Raw genomic sequence first — 16,805 nt, 5'->3', positions numbered from 1 at the left:
ATCACATTGGCTAATTATTTCAGCTTTTAGCCATCAGCAGTCAGCTATCGGCTTTCGGCCACGCTGGCCTCTCTAATCATGTCGGCTATCATCACATTGGCTAATTATTTCAGCTTTTAGCCATCAGCAGTCAGCTATCAGCTTTCGGTCACGCTGCTTCTCATAATCATGTCGGCTAATCATCACATTGGCTAATCAACTACTTAACTACTTAACGATTCAACTACTTAACTATTTACCTTTTCTCCCCATAAGCTAAATCACCGGCATCCCCAAGCCCGGGGACAATGTAAGCCTTGCTGGTCATTTCGCTATCTACTACACCAATCCAAAGATGGGCTTTGGGCAAATAGGCCTTAATATGCTCAACGCCCTCTTCACTCGCAATTGCGGCAACAATATGCAATTCTTTGATGTCATAAGTTGCTAGCAGCTCTTGACAGCTTAATACCATGCTGCTACCCGTAGCAATCATTGGATCGATCACAATAACTGTCCGACCTTTCAAATCAGGAGAGGTTAAATACTTACGCTCGATTTCGAAGGCACCGCTTTTTTTTGTTTTTCTGTATGCGCCAATAAATCCACAATCTGCACGATCGAAAAAATTTAAAAGGCCTTCATGCAAAGGAAGCCCGGCACGGACAATCGTAATCAGTACAGGTTGCGCTACCAATAAGGACGTTTCAGCGGTACCTAGCGGCGTTTCTACCTCGGCTGCCCTGAACGCTAATTTTTTGCTTATTTCATAAGCAAAGATTTCGCCCAAACGCTCCATGTTGCGACGAAAGCGCATTCGGTCCTGTTGGATAGTGAGATCACGCATTTCAGCAATGAAATGATTCGCAATGCTGTTTTCTTTACTTAGAATAAAGGCCATGTGTTCAGACAATTTGGTGTTGGTTTGTACGCACTTAGTAATTAACAATCAAACAGCTTTTTCGTATCTTTGTTTACCATAACGATAACAGAATTCGTTAGCGGTCCAAATAAGTATCATTTACGCCTTTAATAACGTAAATTGAATAAGCAACGGAACATTAATAAAAAGCATTGGAGCATTACAGACGCAAAAAGTTTTGTATAAGCGTAATCTCCACGGCCATTAAATAAATCACTCAATGAAGCCGAGATATAAATAATATTGACACACAAGGTAATTATTAGTGACTCGAGCTCTCATTGGCAATTAAAGAAAATAATAGATGAAATTTACAATATCCTCTGAATACGTTCCTACAGGTGATCAGCCCGAGGCCATTCGACAATTGGTTGAAGGAGTAGAAGCCGGGGAACATTATCAAACACTATTAGGCGTCACCGGTTCGGGTAAAACTTTTACCATTGCCAATGTGATTGCGCAAACACAACGGCCAACCCTTATATTAAGCCATAATAAAACTTTGGCAGCGCAGCTTTATGGCGAAATGAAGCAGTTCTTTCCCGAAAATGCGGTAAACTATTTCGTTTCTTACTACGATTATTATCAGCCAGAAGCCTATATTGCTCACTCCAATACCTATATAGAAAAAGATTTACAGATTAACGATGAGATTGAAAAATTACGTTTACGCACAACATCAGCCTTGATGTCAGGACGAAGAGACATCGTTGTCGTTTCGTCAATCTCTTGTATCTACGGTATGGGAAACCCTGAAGATTTTTCACGTTCCGTATTTCGCTTCGGCGTTGGTACCACCATCAGCCGAAATGCCTTTTTACATCGTTTGGTGGAGATTCTATACGCAAGAACAACCGCTGATTTTAAACGGGGAACTTTTAGAGTGAAGGGTGATACAGTGGATGTTTTTCCGGCTTATATGGATGACGCCTATCGAATTACTTTCTTCGGAGATGAAATTGAAGAACTGAGCGTCATTGATCCTGTATCGGGAAAAACGTTAGATAAGATGGAGACGTTAGCGCTATTTCCTGCTAACCTTTTTGTGACGCCTAAAGAAAAATTTACACAATCCCTATGGGCTATACAAGATGAACTAGTACAACGAAAGGAACAACTCGTGAAGGATGGGCGGATGCTCGAAGCAAAACGTTTGGAAGAGCGTGTAAATTATGATTTGGAGATGATGCGCGAGTTAGGTTATTGTAGCGGTATCGAAAATTATTCACGCTTTTTTGATGGCAGACAACCTGGTATGCGCCCCTTCTGCCTGTTAGATTACTTTCCCGACGATTATTTAATGGTAATTGATGAAAGTCATGTGACGGTCCCCCAAATACGGGCTATGTACGGTGGCGACCGCTCTCGAAAGATATCACTTGTAGAATACGGTTTTCGCTTACCGGCGGCGCTCGATAACCGACCGCTGAATTTTCAGGAATTCGAATCAATGGCGCCGCAAACCATTTATGTGAGCGCTACGCCCGGTGATTATGAACTGCAAAAAACGGAAGGGGTAGTGGTAGAGCAAGTGATTAGGCCGACAGGTTTGTTGGATCCAACCATTGAAATTCGACCGGTAGTTAATCAGGTTGATGATTTACTCGATGAGGTAGATAAGGTAACCAAAGAAGGAGGAAGGGTTTTGGTAACTACACTCACAAAAAGAATGTCGGAGGAGCTTACAAAATATATGAGCCGATTAGGAATAAAAGTACGTTATATTCACTCCGAAATAAAAACGTTGGAACGGGTGGAGATCCTTCGTGGACTTCGTTTGGGTGAATTTGACGTGTTAGTGGGAATAAACTTGCTGCGTGAAGGACTGGATTTGCCCGAAGTAACTTTAGTGGCAATTTTAGACGCCGATAAAGAAGGTTTCTTACGTTCACAAACATCGCTAATACAAACGATTGGCCGAGCGGCGAGAAACGACCGGGGGCGTGTCATTATGTATGCCGATAGTATTACTGATAGTATGCGGGCAACGATCGATGAAACCAATAGAAGAAGAGAGAAGCAAATTAAATATAATGAGGAGCATGGTATTGTGCCTCGTACGGTCGGCAAGTCAAGAGAAGCCATTATGGAACAGACATCGGTTGCCGATTTTAAAGGAGGAGCGGCGAAGGCCTATGTCGATCCGGATCCTGCCAGCAGTGTAGCGGCTGACCCGGTGGTGCAATATATGAGTAAAGCACAACTGCAGAAGGCAATCGATACTGCAAAAAGAGACATGGAACGGGCAGCGAAGGATATGGATTTTTTACAGGCAGCCAAACTTCGCGATGAAATGTTTGCCCTTGAAAAAACAATGAAGGAGAAGTTTTAGCGAGGTGTAAGGCATTAGGTGTTAGGTATAAGGTAAGGGCATGAGGTGCAGGGCAGTATCAACCCTAACCCCTACACCCTAAACCTTCCACCTTTAAAGCGTGTATTTAAAAGTAAGCCCAAATCTACCAGCCTCAAATTCCGAATCGGGCGAAACTATCCAATAGGGACGCCAGTCGAAACCAACACTTAAAGGAGCCTGTGGAACCTTAAATTCAAGACCTGCCTGTGGGCGGAAGGCAAATCCGGTATCGCCATCGCCAAATAACACCTGCGGACCAATACCTACGTTCCACATAAGCCCCCCGGCATTAGGAACTTGTTTGTTATAAGAGTATTCTACGCCTAGAATAGTTATATCGTTACCAAATAATACCATAGCTTGTCCGGCATTGTTTTCCGTGAAGAAATGTTTTACATGAGGACCGACATAAGTGCCACCGTTTCCTAGATCTAAAAACAAACCAAAACCGGTGTTGTAGGGAGCTCCACTTTGGGCTGAAGCCGTTTTTATGGTCAGAGCCCCGAGTAACATTAAAAAGATTGAAAGGAAAAGAAATTGTTTCATCATTAAGTTAGAATTATTTTTTTGAAAAACCATTGGCTCAAAATTGAAGCTTTATTTTCTTTTATGCTATCCTATACATTCGGGATTTTATTCTAATGGTTTTCAGGTATATTCTTGTTTTCTTTACAATTATGCTTGAGAGAATCGATAAATTTGTTTGTTAGTCGCCCATTGCTTATGCATTACTTTTTAGTTTTTTATCTATCGTTCTTCTCCTGCTATTCGCTATTTGCGCAACAAAGGTTAGCGTTTAATGAAGATAGTTTGAAGAATGTACTAAAAAGTGATGCGAGCGAGCGAAAGAAGATAAGTGCACTTCAGGATTTATCCGATCACTGGCTTTACATCGATTCAGCAAAATCGATGGGTTTTGCGCAAGATGCCTTCAAGAGAAGTGTTCGATTGAAAGAACCTTTAACGCTTGCCATTGCACATTATTATGTAGCAGGGGTTTACATGGAGCATTATAATCTGTCTGAAGCGCGACGAGCATTTGAAAAAGCCAAAGCTTTACTGGAAACAGATACATCCCACAACGCACAGCGTTATCTTGCACGGGTATGGCATAATATAGGTGCTATAAGTCAACGCGAAGACGATACAGAGACTTTTTTGAGATTGCTGATCGAAAAAGCCTGTCCGATTCTCGAAAGAATAGGTGATTCATTGCTCTTGGCAAACAATTATTACGATATCGGTAATGTTTTTGCCGACATTAAGCAATATGACAAGGCATATTCCTATTTTCAACGTGCAGCGCTTATTTTCGCTGATCATCATGAATATGCGGATGCTGTTAACAGTCATTTAGGTATCGTGAAGGCCTTGCTTTATCAAGAAGACTTTTCACCCGCCAATCGGGAGCGAATGCAAGCACATCTCAATTTTGCTTATAAGCAATTAAAGGATTATCCGCAAGCCTATCCCTGGACGAACTACTATGTCCTCGCAGGAATGTACCAACAATATGTTGAAAAGAATTTCGATCGCGCGCTGAAAAACTTTAACGAAGGAATCACTTTCGCTAACCAGCGCCAGGAAGCATACAATCGCATCGAGCTCCTTAACCGTAAGTATTATTTATATTTCGAGAATCAGCAGTACGATAAGGCAAAGGAAATGGCTTATCGCGTCTACAACGAAAACAAAGCCTTCCCTTTATCTCGAAATAAACTGATTAGCTTGAGGAACCTTGTAAATGTAGAAGAGGCAGTCGGCAATAAAGCTAAAGCTTTTGCGCTTTTGAAAGAGTATCTTGCGCTGGCCGACACAGTGAACGAAAAGCAGACTAACGTAAAGATAAACCTAATAGAAAAGAAATATGAAGATGCAAAAAAAGAAAAGGAGATCGTATCACTAAAGGCCGAAAATGAGCTTAATTCAGCGGCCTTGAAATACAATAAAACGATGCTGGTCTTTATCTGTATTGTGTTGGGGTGCCTATTGATATTGCTTGGGCTTGGATACTTACTCTATCGAAACAAACAACGGTTAGCAAAGCAGCAGTGCGATTTGCACGAAGAACAGCTTCAGCGTATGCAGAAAGAGCAACAAATACGATTTTTTAATGCTATGTTGCAAGGACAGGAGCAAGAAAGAAAGCGTCTGGCAAGTGATTTACACGATGGTTTAGGCGGATTACTGTCAAATGTAAAATTGCTTTTATCTAAAAATCCCTGTGTAAGTCCCGAGCCGCAAGCACAAGAGCAACACAGGATTATTCTTAATAAACTCGATGTAGCTGTAAACGAGTTGAGAAGAATCGCTAGGAATATGATGCCGGAAACTTTATTGCGTTTTGGCTTAGTAACCGCACTTCGCGATTTTTGTGAAGATCTTGAGCGATCCGGGATAAGCATATCTTTACAGACCTATGGTTTTAGTTTAGAGGATGATAAAGATCGGCAAATTATGGTTTATCGTATTTTGCAGGAATTGATCAATAATGCCGTGCGACACGCTGGAGCAAACACCATTCTGGTGCAGTGTATTCAAAACGACGGAAAGGTTTTTATTACCGTAGAAGATGATGGCTGTGGCTTTGATACCGACGACCAACAAGGAAAAGGAGTGGGGTTGCATAACGTGAAGAACAGGGTAGCTTATTTGAATGGCCAATTGGATATTCAGTCTGAAAAAAATGTGGGAACAACAATTAATATAGAATTCAATGTCAATAAAGCATATATCCCTACTTATCGTTGACGATCATCCTGTGGTGCTGGAAGGTATGAAGGCCTTATTGTCTGATAACGAATCGGTAACGGTCAAAGCTTGCTGTCATGATGGCGAAAGTGCTTTACGGTTTTTAGCAGAAAACAATATCGATGTAATTTTACTCGATATTAATTTGCCGGATATCAGTGGTATTGATCTGTGTAAACAGATTAAGCAGCTCCATCCACATATTCATATTATCGGCATAAGCAATTATAATGAGCGAAGCATGATTACCAAGATGCTGCAGAATGGAGCTAATGGTTATGTGTTAAAAAATGCAAGCGCGGAAGAAATTATCAATGCGATCCAATCTGTTGTAAACAAAAAGCTCTATTTCAGCCCGGAAGTGCAGCAATCTTTGTTCGAAGCAGCTTTGCATGATCCCATGAATTTACCGAAACTTACCAGGCGCGAACAGGAGGTGCTTCGGTGTATTGCGGAGGGAAAAACAACGGTGGAAATTGGCGAAACACTGTTTATTAGCCCGCATACGGTAGAGACCCATCGAAGAAATCTGATGCAGAAATTTGAAGTTTCAAATGCGGCAGCCCTCATCCGCGTAGCCACGCAATATCAGCTGATCTAGCTTCATATAGTTCAGTAGTAGAATAGTAAGTGGTTAAGTAGTTCCAAATTCTGCAACCTAACGACTTCTTCTACTCAACTATTTTCCTATTTAACTATCCAACGGCTCTACTCGAAAGCTATCAGCTACCTTGGAAACCTTGCCAAAGGGGGCTCCCGTCGAGTGGTAAAACATACAGGTCCATCCTTCTTCTGCTGCTTTGTTTCCGTATTCTTCCCGAAGTTGCATAGCTTTCTTACCGTCAAAATCATATTTAGCAACAAACTTTCGGAGAAGCTGCTCCGGTTCGGGAAGCTCGTCTCCTCCAAAAAAATAATGTGAATTGTTCTCGCTGATATGAAATACTTGATGGAACTCTGTATGGCCACCACTGTGTTCGTAAGTAATGGTGTCGTTAATACGCCCATTTCCTTCCACTAGCTCTAGATTTCCGCTACGTTGCAGCACATCAAAAATTGGGGTTTTGTAAGAACCCGACTTTCCGCTATAACCAGTTTCCCACTCTCCACGTGAAACAATATACTCCGCTTCGGGAAAAGCCAGTTGTAACTTGCCTTGGTGCTCGAAAACCATACCACCGGCATGGTCTTGATGTAGGTGCGACATCAAAACAAAACTTACGTCACGAGGATCAAATCCTGCCTTCTTGATATTATTATGTAGTGTCAGATTGCCAAGATCATCCTTATACCCTAATCCTGTGTCCAGTAAAATCAGATCCTTAGCGGTTTGGATGAGGAAGGGATGAATATGAATAAACAAAGAGCCTTTTCGATCTTTCGGATCATCTTTTAAGGGATCGAAAGGGATAAATTTTTTGCTGCTATCAACAGAATAGGAACCTTCATAAAGTGAGAATGCTTGCATGCGAATAAGTTATAAGTAATAAGTTATAAGTGATAAGTAAACTGCCGTGAATGATTGGACCACGTATAATGTATAACCTAAAACTTACAACTAAAAAAGCGTATATTTACCCATTGATTAGCGCAAACTTAGACAAAATGCTTTTTTTTCACAAGTGTTCGTTGCGTGTTCGAGCCTCTGTCATACAGGAATGCAGATGCATGCAGCCCACATCGTGTACAAAGTATTCGTCACTCTCTTATTAGCCTTTGAGAGATACAGTTTAATAGGTAAAAGTATATGCAAAAAAGGTGGGTTGAAAGAAATACAGTTGATACAGATGTCGTTACTTCCTTATCAAAGGCTCTTAATATACATAAGGTCTTAGCAAGATTGTTGGTACAGCGAGGCGTATTCGACTTTGAGCAGGCACGGAAATTCTTTAGGCCTTCACTCGACGATCTCCATAGCCCCTTTTTGATGAAAGATATGGACCTTGCTATTCGCCGTATTGAACAGGCTATCGGCATGAAGGAAAATATCTTGGTCTACGGTGATTACGATGTGGACGGAACAACTGCAGTTTCAGTACTTTACAGCTTTTTGAAACGGTTTTATAACCATATAGGATATTATATCCCTGATCGGTATAAAGAAGGTTACGGTATTTCCTTCCAAGGTATCGATTATGCAGCAGAAAACAACTATTCGCTAATTATTGCGTTGGACTGTGGTATTAAATCAGTCGACAAGATTGAGTATGCAGCACAGAAGGGCATCGATTTTATCATTGGTGATCACCATACGCCGGGGGACGAATTGCCCAAGGCAACGGCGGTTTTGGATCCAAAGCGAAAAGATTGTAACTATCCATATAAGGAGCTATCAGGTTGCGGTATCGCTTTCAAAATTATTCATGCTTTTGCAAAGACAAATCAGTTAGAGGAAGCAGAAGTTTTTCAATATCTCGACCTTGTTGCGGTGAGTATAGCTTCAGATATCGTACCGATAACTGGAGAGAATCGGGTGCTGGCATACTACGGATTAAAGAAATTGAACAATAATCCAAGCTTTGGACTAAGGGCTTTGGTTGACCTTTCCACGAAGGCCGGTGAAATGAATTTAACAGACGTTATTTTTCAAATTGGCCCACGGATCAACGCCGCAGGTAGAATCGACCATGCAAAAGATGCGGTAAAATTATTGATTTCAAAAAGTTTAGAGGAAGCAAAAAACTGTTGCGGGCTAATTGACGTACAGAATATGCAACGGAAGGATTTTGATGCGCGGATTACAGCAGAAGCGCTCGAAATTATCCAAAAAAGTGAAACGCTTATTAAACGTAAAACAACCGTCGTCTACCAGGAAGATTGGCATAAAGGCGTTATTGGTATCGTTGCTTCACGTTTAACAGAAAAGTATTACCGTCCGACAATTGTACTTACGAAATCAAACGGTCATGTAGCCGGATCTGCTCGATCTGTGGCGGGCTTCGATTTATATGAGGCGCTATCTGAATGTAGTGACCTATTAGAGCAGTTTGGGGGACATAAATATGCTGCGGGGCTAACAATGAAAGCAGAAAATGTGCCTGCATTGCAATCGAAATTTGAAGCGGTAGTGGCACAAAGTATCGCTCCCGAATTGTTGGAACCTGAAATTTCAATTGATGCAAAAATCCATCTAGCGGATATTACACCAAAATTCTTTCGTGTTTTAAAACAATTTGCACCGTTCGGACCCGAGAACAACGCACCTGTTTTTATTGCCAAAAATGTGTATTCTGTAGGCGAGGCGCAGTTGGTAGGAGCGAACCACCTAAAGATGTATATTACACAGGAAGGAGCTCCGGCCTTTGATTGTATTGGATTTGGCTTAGGGGAATATATAACACATATTAATAAAGGAATACCTTTTACCGCATGTTTCTCTATTGAAGAGAACGTATGGCGAGATAAAAAAAATATTCAATTAAATTTAAAGGGAATTAGGTTGATGTAAGCTTTAAGCTTGCAGCTGATGACTAAAAGCTTAAAGCTAGTATGATATTAAAGGCAGAACATCTGGTAAAGAAATATAAACAGCGTACGGTTGTAAACGATGTGTCTTTTCATGTCGAGCAAGGAGAGATTGTTGGATTATTAGGACCTAACGGTGCCGGTAAAACAACGTCTTTTTATATGATCGTCGGATTGATCAAGCCGAATGAAGGTAATGTTTATCTGGAAGATGATAATATTACAGAAGATCCCATGTATCGCAGAGCTCAAAAAGGAATTGGATATTTGGCGCAAGAGGCTTCGGTTTTTAGAAAACTATCTGTTGAGGATAACATTATGGCGGTGTTGGAAATCCATCACCAGGATAAGACGGTTAGAAAAGAAAAGCTGGAAGAGCTTATCAATGAGTTCAGTTTACATAAAGTCAGGAAAAACAGAGGCGATTTGCTGTCAGGAGGAGAGCGCCGGCGCACGGAAATTGCTCGTGCTCTAGCGGCAAGCCCTCATTTTATTCTGTTAGATGAACCCTTTGCGGGAGTCGATCCTATTGCGGTCGAGGAAATCCAGACCATTGTGCATAAGCTTAAACATCGAAATATTGGGATTCTGATAACCGATCATAATGTACAGGAAACCTTGTCCATTACAGACCGAGCTTATTTGCTTACTGAGGGAAAAATCATGTTGACGGGCACTCCTGAAGAGATAGCGGTCAATGAAATGGCGAGAACCTATTATCTGGGGCGTCATTTTGAGTTGAGAAGGAAGAAACTGGGATAGTTAGTTGAGCCGGTAAATAGTTAAGTAGTTGAATCGTTAAGTAGTTGATGAGCCAATGTGATGATAGCCGACATGATTAGAGAGGCCAGCACGACTGAAAGCTGATAGCTGACTGCTGATGGCTAAGAGCTGAAATAATTAGCCAATGTGATGATAGCCGACATGATTAGAAAGGCCAGCACGACTGAAAGCTGATAGCTGACTGCTGATGGCTAAAAGCTGAAATAATTAGCCAATGTGATGATGAGCCGACATGATTAGAACGGCCAGGCCGCCCGAAAGCTGATAGCTGACTGCTGATGGCTGAAAGAGGATATAAGACATAGGACGCAGGATAGGAAATCCTGATACGTACCTGCCTGCCGGCAGGTGTCCTGGTACCAAATCCTGTGCTAACAACTAATAACCAACAACGAGTAACTAACAACAAATAACCAATAAATTTGCTACTTTAGTAGCTAAAACCAAGTATCCTAGTATAACAAAATGGCAATTGTCAATTCAATTATTAATTGGATAATGAAAAAGCGAATCCACCAAATTGAACTTTTCATGAAATATCCTCATGAAGTTCAGGAAGAGTGGTTTCAAAGCCTTATTACCACTGCGCAGGCAACCGAGTGGGGGAAGAAGTTCGACTATAAATCGATTTGTAATCTTGAAACTTTTAAAGAACGTGTGCCTATACAAGACTATAATAGCCTGAAACCATATATTGACAGAATGATTGCAGGTGAGCAAAATTTGTTGTGGCCATCGGATATAAAATGGTTTGCAAAATCTTCAGGTACAACCTCTGATAGGAGTAAGTTTATACCGGTGAGTGAGGAGGCTTTAGAGGATTGCCATTTTCAGGGGGGGAAAGATCTGCTTTCTATTTATTGCCATAATCGGCCCGATGCTAAAGTTTTTACAGGAAAGGGGGTTGTGCTGGGAGGAAGTCATAAAATAAATCAACTTGGCAATGGAGATTCCAGTTCCGGTGATTTGTCGGCCATTCTGATCCGAAACCTGCCTTTTTGGGCCGAAATGTATAGAACACCGGATTTGGAGACAACTCTTAATCCCAATTTTGAGGAGAAAATCGAACGGGTCGCCAATCTGGTAATTCATGAAAATGTAACCAATTTATCCGGGGTACCCACGTGGAACGTAGTATTGGCAAAAAGGGTGCTTGAATTAACAGGGAAAGATAATCTATTGGAGATATGGCCTAATTTGGAACTGTATCTGCACGGTGGAGTGAGCTTTAAGCCCTATAAAGAGCAGTTTAAGAGACTTATCCCTTCTGATAATATGTACTATTTGGAAAACTATAATGCCTCAGAAGGTTATTTCGGAATTCAAGATCAGTCAGACTCGGATGATTTACTGCTTATGCTCGATTATGGGGTTTACTATGAATTTTTGCCTGTTGAAAATTTGTATGACGAACACCCGTTAACGCTTACGCTCGATCAGGTTGAGCTTGGTAAAAATTATGCTTTGATCATTTCGACGAATGCCGGTCTATGGCGGTATATGATCGGAGACACGATTAAGTTTACTACTTTACACCCTTACCGTATACAGATTACCGGCCGAACCAAGCAATATATTAATACTTTTGGTGAAGAGTTGATCGTTGATAATGCCGATAATGGTTTGAGAGAAGCCTGTAAAATCACCAATGCGATTGTACGCGATTACACAGCAGGGCCTGTTTATTTCCATAATAACGAGGCTGGCGCACACGAATGGATTATAGAATTTGAAAAAGAGCCGGACGACTTTACGGAATTCAAAAACGTGTTGGATGAAAAACTGCGAGAAGTGAATTCAGACTATGATGCGAAACGGTTTAAAAACATGGCACTGAAGGCGCCGATTATACATATGGCTCCGTCAGGTACCTTTTACCGATGGATGAAAAACCGAGATAAATTGGGAGGACAAAATAAGGTGCCACGATTGGCAAATGACCGAAATTATCTCGACAGCATTTTGCCGTTGTTAAATAGTTAGGTAGTTAACTATTCGTAAGTGCTTGCTTTTTTCGGCACTCATGAGCTCCCTACGGTCGGTTAGCCGATAAGTTAATTAGCTAATGAGTTAATTAGCCGATAAGCCAATGTGATGATGCGATGATGAACCTAGGCCTTTCATAGCCAATGGATATCTGCCCGCAACTAACTACCAACACTAACAACTAATAACCAACAACCAACAACTAATAACTCGCAATGTAACAATCATCAAATCCGCTGCTTAGCCTTAATTTCCAAATACTTATTGATTGTGTTGACAGTCAAATGTTCAGGTGGCGTCAAGACAGACTGTATTCCATGCCTGGCAAGCTCTCGAACAAGTAGTTTTTTTTCGTAGACAAATTTCTCTGCGATTGTTTTCAAATAGATACCTTCGATGCTTTCCGCTTTTTCTTGACTTAAGTTTTTCACCTCGATGTTCTCAAAAAAGATTACTACCAATAAGTGGTATTTTGCAATTTTCTTCAAATAAGGTAATTGTCGATTTAAGGCAGATACACTTTCAAAATTCGTAAATAAGATAATCAAGCTTCTTTGCCGTAGCGTATGCCTTACAGTCGAGTATAAAATCTCCAAATTACTCTCTAAATAACGTGTCTTCTCTTTGTACAAGGCCTCCATAATATAATTAAGTTGTGTAGAACGCCTATCAGCAGGAAGAACAGTCCCAATTTGCTCGGCAAATGTGATAAGTCCGGCTTTATCTTCCTTTTTGAGCGCAATGTTAGCCAATACCAAACTTGCATTAATGGCGTAATCTAATAAACTTAAGCCATGAAAGGGCATCTTCATTGCCCTTGATTTGTCGATTATACAATAGATATGTTGCGATCGCTCGTCAATGTACGAATTGACCATTAAACTGCCTTGACGAGCAGAAGCTTTCCAATTTAGCGTCCGATAATCATCACCCTGAACATAAGCCTTTATTTGTTCAAATTCCATGCTATGGCCTAAACGACGGATCTTCTTCAAGCCGTAATCCGTTAACCGATTAGAAATGGCTAACATCTCGTATTTACGCATTTGAAGAAAAGAAGGGTATACGGGTACATTAGCCTCTGCATCTTCATTAAATCTACGTTGTATAAAACCGATGGGTGATTGTACAAAAGTTCGTAGTTTTCCGAAAGAGTAAAGGCCTCGTTTTACAGGGCGTAGTTGGTATGAAAAAGTACTCCGTTCCTTAACTTCCAGAGCTCGCTCGAACCAAATATCGCGCTTTTGGAATTGATAAGGTATTTCATCGATAATGCCTATTTTTACAGTAAAAGGATAACGATTGTTGCTTGTAATAAAAATTTCGTTATCATCACTGTTGCTTAGGCGGGCAGGAGCAATACGCGTACTGACTACCCCTCCATTTTTTACAGCGTATAGTAATGCGATATCTGCTAATAAAATCAGCGTCGTTGTAAGAGCAGCTATATAAGGTAAAAATCCCAGCCAAGGGAAAAAATAAGCTAATAAAAATAAGAATGCCGTTATTCCCCAAGCGATAAAAAATCGCTTACTCAGAAATAGATCCAAATAAAATAATCGAACGATATTACGCATCGTAGAATCTTTAATAAACGCTTTTTGTTAAGTCCCGCTCTTTACCCTTATCTCCACCCTATCCCTAATCCCTATCCCCTATAAGCTTCACCTCGGAATCTCGATATTCTTAATGAGCTGATGGATAACTTCATCAGGCGTAATGCCTTCCATTTCTCGATCAGGCGTTAAAACAATACGATGGCGCAATACGGCGGGTGTAACGCCTATGATGTCGTCCGGCGTGACAAAGTCACGACTATTCATGGCAGCAATAGCCTTTGCCCCATTCATGATGGCTAATGATGCTCGGGGCGACGCTCCCAGGAATAAAGACTTGTGGTTTCTTGTTTGATAGACGATCTTCGCTACAAACTCGATTAATTTATCTTCCACATGTAATTTCCTTACCGTATTCCGTAGGGATTTAATTTGTCCACTCGAGAGGACCGGTTGTATATGCTTGATTGTTTCAAGAGGATCCGCTTGATGGTGTCGGATCAAAAGCTCTGTTTCTTCCACCAGGGAGGGATAGCCCACCTCGATCTTAAACAAAAATCGGTCGAGTTGCGCTTCCGGTAAACGGTAAGTTCCTTCCTGTTCTATTGGATTTTGGGTCGCCAGCACTATAAATGGCTCTTCCATTGGGTGTGTGATACCATCTAGGGTCATTTGACGTTCTTCCATTACTTCGAATAAGGCAGATTGTGTCTTTGCGGGAGCTCGATTGATCTCATCAGCTAGAATGATGTTTCCGAATATAGGCCCTTTTTTAAATTCAAAATCAACACTTTTTGGATTGAAAATGGATGTACCCAGAACATCTGAAGGCATGAGGTCTGGCGTAAATTGAATGCGACTAAACTGTGCGTCAATACATTTTGCAATTAATTTAGCGGTCAACGTCTTAGCAATGCCCGGCACCCCCTCTATCAGTACATGGCCATCAGCTAAAATTCCGGCAATTAAGAGTTCAACCAGGTTTTGCTGCCCAACAACAACCCTACCGATCGAGTCTTTAATTTGTTGAACCGCTTGCTGTAATTCACCTAAATCGGCACGTTGTTCGAAAAATTCTTGTTCCATAGTATCTTCGATTGATTGTAAAACCGTTCCACGTAATTATTAAAATCTGTCAATTCTTGATCACTTAATTGTTTCCCCAAGTGAACAGCTTCCATATATTCAAATATCTTTTGAACGACATCCGCTGTGACACCCGAGCGTTCGGCAAGTAACGCTAAAAACTCATCGTTTAAATCGCTTGTTTTAATTCGATAGTGAGCGCGAATAAAATGAAGAAGATACTGAGCCTTTTTCTGTGCGATATCGCTATTGTCACGCTGTCGAAAATAAACGCTACTTACCACTTTTATAAATTCTACGCTGGTGTTTGCCATTGGATCTTCTATTGGAATGATCCGTTGTCGCCGTTTAATTTCGAACAGAACAAATAGTATTAGGCATGCAAGCATAATGTAATAAGACCACTTAAGTGAGGCATTGCTAAAAATAAATCGCAAGAGCGATCGCTCACCTGCCATACCAAGTAATTGATATTCATCATAAATGAGGGGCCGATTTGGATTTAAGTACGAAAGTGTTTTGGAGGCATAGGCAGCCCCTTCTTCAGTTAACAATGCGTAGTTGGTGAAAAAATCGGGAGAAGCCAACAAGTATAAGTCACCATTGCCGATATGATAACGCAAAAAATTTGCTTCACCTTTATTATTCGTACCTAATATAGTAGCTTTCAGTGTGTCTATTTTACTAAAGTATTGGGAAGCTATGCCTCTGTTGAACCGATAATAACGACCTGGAGCCAAGTGTTTATTCAGAAAATGAAATTGTAAGCTGTCTTTTGCAAAAAGAACATCTCGTGTACGAATTTGTAAATGAAGTGAATCTAAAAGAATTTGATTGAAATCACTCGCCGCGAGAAAAACATCGTTGCCTTTCTCGATATGTGTATAAAGCTTTTGATAATCATCGTTGCCCAAGGAAATCTTGGAGGAAATAATAAGTAAATTGGCACCTTTAGCCTTTGGAAGTGTTTCTTCGAGCGGTTGTCGACTATTATATACACCCCTTTTAAAAAGCTTCGGAAGTTCGCGATAGCATATGTAAGTTCCGAAAGGTATTTTGTCGCTTCGCTGATAAGTGGGCGACCAATTAACAGCCACTGGACGGTTATATTCAATAAATAAATATATACCCAACAATAAAAAACCTAGCAGAAGATACAACTTAAGATCTTTCATATGTTACTGTATCTAAATCCGATCCTTTAATTTCGCGAAACTTCTTCTAAAGTCGAAAAAATCGTTTTCTCTTACCGGAAAGGCGCCATACCATACTTTTTCAAACAGACCTGTCAAATTTCTAAAATCGTTGCTGAATGGTCTGTTTCCTAACTCCTGCACATAGATTTGATTCGTTTTTCCCGGTTGCCAATCGATTAATGCCCGATCTGTCAGTTCTTTTAGCAATTGAAGATATGATAAACGGACCGCCTGTCGGAAATTTTTGTTTGTAATAGCGGTCTGGAGCTCCATTTCAAAATCGATTTGATGTATGTCCTCTTCTTCCGCAATGGAACTTGCACCACTAACCCGATTTCTTCTTCCGAATATGTACAGTATATCCATACCGGCAATTTTATAGACAAGGAATAAGAGCGCGGCACTCCCTAGTATAATAAATAGCCATTTAAAAGTTGACCCGGATTGTCCGTTCGAAAAAATGCGGGCTAGCTGATTGTAAAGCCACTGTTTAAAATGTTGCCACCATCCAACAGGAACCTGTTCTTCCTCATACTTGAAGGCTGCGTCCTCTTTATAACTTGCTAACTTGGCAGCATCAAATGAGCGTAAAATTATTTTCCCGGTATCAATATTTATCTGTTTCTGTTTGTCTTGTCCTTTTGATAAAGCAGCGTCTATGCTTACGGCCTGGAGGGGGCGTATAAAAGATAACAAACACAATAGGAAGAGACAGATACGGTGCATCG

General features: G+C 40.9%; 13 protein-coding genes. 6 read left to right on the top strand and 7 right to left on the bottom strand.

Going from position 1 to position 16,805, the window contains the following annotated elements:
- Window positions 1-235: 235 nt before the first annotated feature.
- Window positions 236-880: a uracil phosphoribosyltransferase gene (gene upp / locus ACH11B_RS03555; protein WP_013664027.1), complete on the bottom strand. Its 645-nt coding sequence runs from the start codon at window positions 878-880 to the stop codon at window positions 236-238.
- A 325-nt stretch (window positions 881-1,205) separates the two neighbouring features.
- Between upp and uvrB the strand changes: the two genes are divergently transcribed.
- Complete coding sequence (gene uvrB, locus ACH11B_RS03550; RefSeq protein WP_013664026.1) at window positions 1,206-3,233, top strand: excinuclease ABC subunit UvrB; 2,028 nt, start codon at window positions 1,206-1,208, stop codon at window positions 3,231-3,233.
- A gap of 93 nt (window positions 3,234-3,326) precedes the next feature.
- On the opposite strand, the gene ACH11B_RS03545 is transcribed toward uvrB, so the two are convergent.
- Entirely contained in the window at window positions 3,327-3,803 is a 477-nt protein-coding gene (locus ACH11B_RS03545) for a hypothetical protein (protein ID WP_013664025.1), read from the bottom strand.
- A 261-nt stretch (window positions 3,804-4,064) separates the two neighbouring features.
- Between ACH11B_RS03545 and ACH11B_RS03540 the strand changes: the two genes are divergently transcribed.
- Window positions 4,065-6,005 (top strand): sensor histidine kinase, encoded by a 1,941-nt coding sequence (locus tag ACH11B_RS03540; RefSeq protein ID WP_289554362.1) that lies wholly within the window; start codon window positions 4,065-4,067, stop codon window positions 6,003-6,005.
- Complete coding sequence (locus tag ACH11B_RS03535) at window positions 5,971-6,606, top strand: response regulator transcription factor (RefSeq protein WP_013664023.1); 636 nt, start codon at window positions 5,971-5,973, stop codon at window positions 6,604-6,606. The genes ACH11B_RS03540 and ACH11B_RS03535 overlap by 35 nt, the downstream gene beginning before the upstream one ends.
- A 90-nt stretch (window positions 6,607-6,696) precedes the next feature.
- On the opposite strand, the gene ACH11B_RS03530 is transcribed toward ACH11B_RS03535, so the two are convergent.
- A complete protein-coding gene (locus ACH11B_RS03530) occupies window positions 6,697-7,473 on the bottom strand; it encodes an MBL fold metallo-hydrolase (RefSeq protein WP_289554361.1) in 777 nt (258 codons plus the stop codon).
- Window positions 7,474-7,752: 279 nt separating this feature from the next.
- Between ACH11B_RS03530 and recJ the strand changes: the two genes are divergently transcribed.
- The 3 genes from recJ (at window position 7,753) to ACH11B_RS03515 (ending at window position 12,236) form a co-directional block, all read left to right on the top strand.
- Window positions 7,753-9,453 carry a single-stranded-DNA-specific exonuclease RecJ gene (gene recJ / locus ACH11B_RS03525; RefSeq protein ID WP_377611666.1) on the top strand — a complete coding sequence of 567 codons (1,701 nt, stop codon included), beginning with the start codon at window positions 7,753-7,755 and terminating at the stop codon, window positions 9,451-9,453.
- A gap of 41 nt (window positions 9,454-9,494) precedes the next feature.
- On the top strand, window positions 9,495-10,232 hold the full coding sequence (lptB, locus tag ACH11B_RS03520; RefSeq protein WP_013664020.1) for an LPS export ABC transporter ATP-binding protein: 738 nt from the start codon (window positions 9,495-9,497) through the stop codon (window positions 10,230-10,232).
- Window positions 10,233-10,718: 486 nt separating this feature from the next.
- Window positions 10,719-12,236: a GH3 auxin-responsive promoter family protein gene (locus ACH11B_RS03515; protein WP_013664019.1), complete on the top strand. Its 1,518-nt coding sequence runs from the start codon at window positions 10,719-10,721 to the stop codon at window positions 12,234-12,236.
- Between the two features lie 230 nt (window positions 12,237-12,466).
- On the opposite strand, the gene ACH11B_RS03510 is transcribed toward ACH11B_RS03515, so the two are convergent.
- The 4 genes from ACH11B_RS03510 to ACH11B_RS03495 form a co-directional block, all read right to left on the bottom strand.
- On the bottom strand, window positions 12,467-13,816 hold the full coding sequence (locus ACH11B_RS03510; RefSeq protein WP_013664018.1) for a DUF58 domain-containing protein: 1,350 nt from the start codon (window positions 13,814-13,816) through the stop codon (window positions 12,467-12,469).
- Between the two features lie 87 nt (window positions 13,817-13,903).
- Window positions 13,904-14,881: a MoxR family ATPase gene (locus ACH11B_RS03505; protein ID WP_013664017.1), complete on the bottom strand. Its 978-nt coding sequence runs from the start codon at window positions 14,879-14,881 to the stop codon at window positions 13,904-13,906.
- A complete protein-coding gene (locus tag ACH11B_RS03500; RefSeq protein WP_013664016.1) occupies window positions 14,845-16,056 on the bottom strand; it encodes a DUF4350 domain-containing protein in 1,212 nt (403 codons plus the stop codon). Before ACH11B_RS03500 ends, ACH11B_RS03505 begins: the two co-directional genes overlap by 37 nt.
- Before the next feature lie 12 nt (window positions 16,057-16,068).
- Window positions 16,069-16,803, bottom strand: coding sequence for a DUF4129 domain-containing protein (locus tag ACH11B_RS03495; protein WP_013664015.1), 735 nt, complete (start codon window positions 16,801-16,803; stop codon window positions 16,069-16,071).
- Window positions 16,804-16,805 lie beyond the last annotated feature (2 nt).

Source organism: Olivibacter sp. EAT-5, from assembly GCF_044784325.1.
In the GTDB taxonomy this organism is placed as follows: Bacteria; Bacteroidota; Bacteroidia; order Sphingobacteriales; family Sphingobacteriaceae; genus Olivibacter; species Olivibacter oleidegradans.
This window is presented reverse-complemented; position numbering and strand designations above follow the sequence as displayed.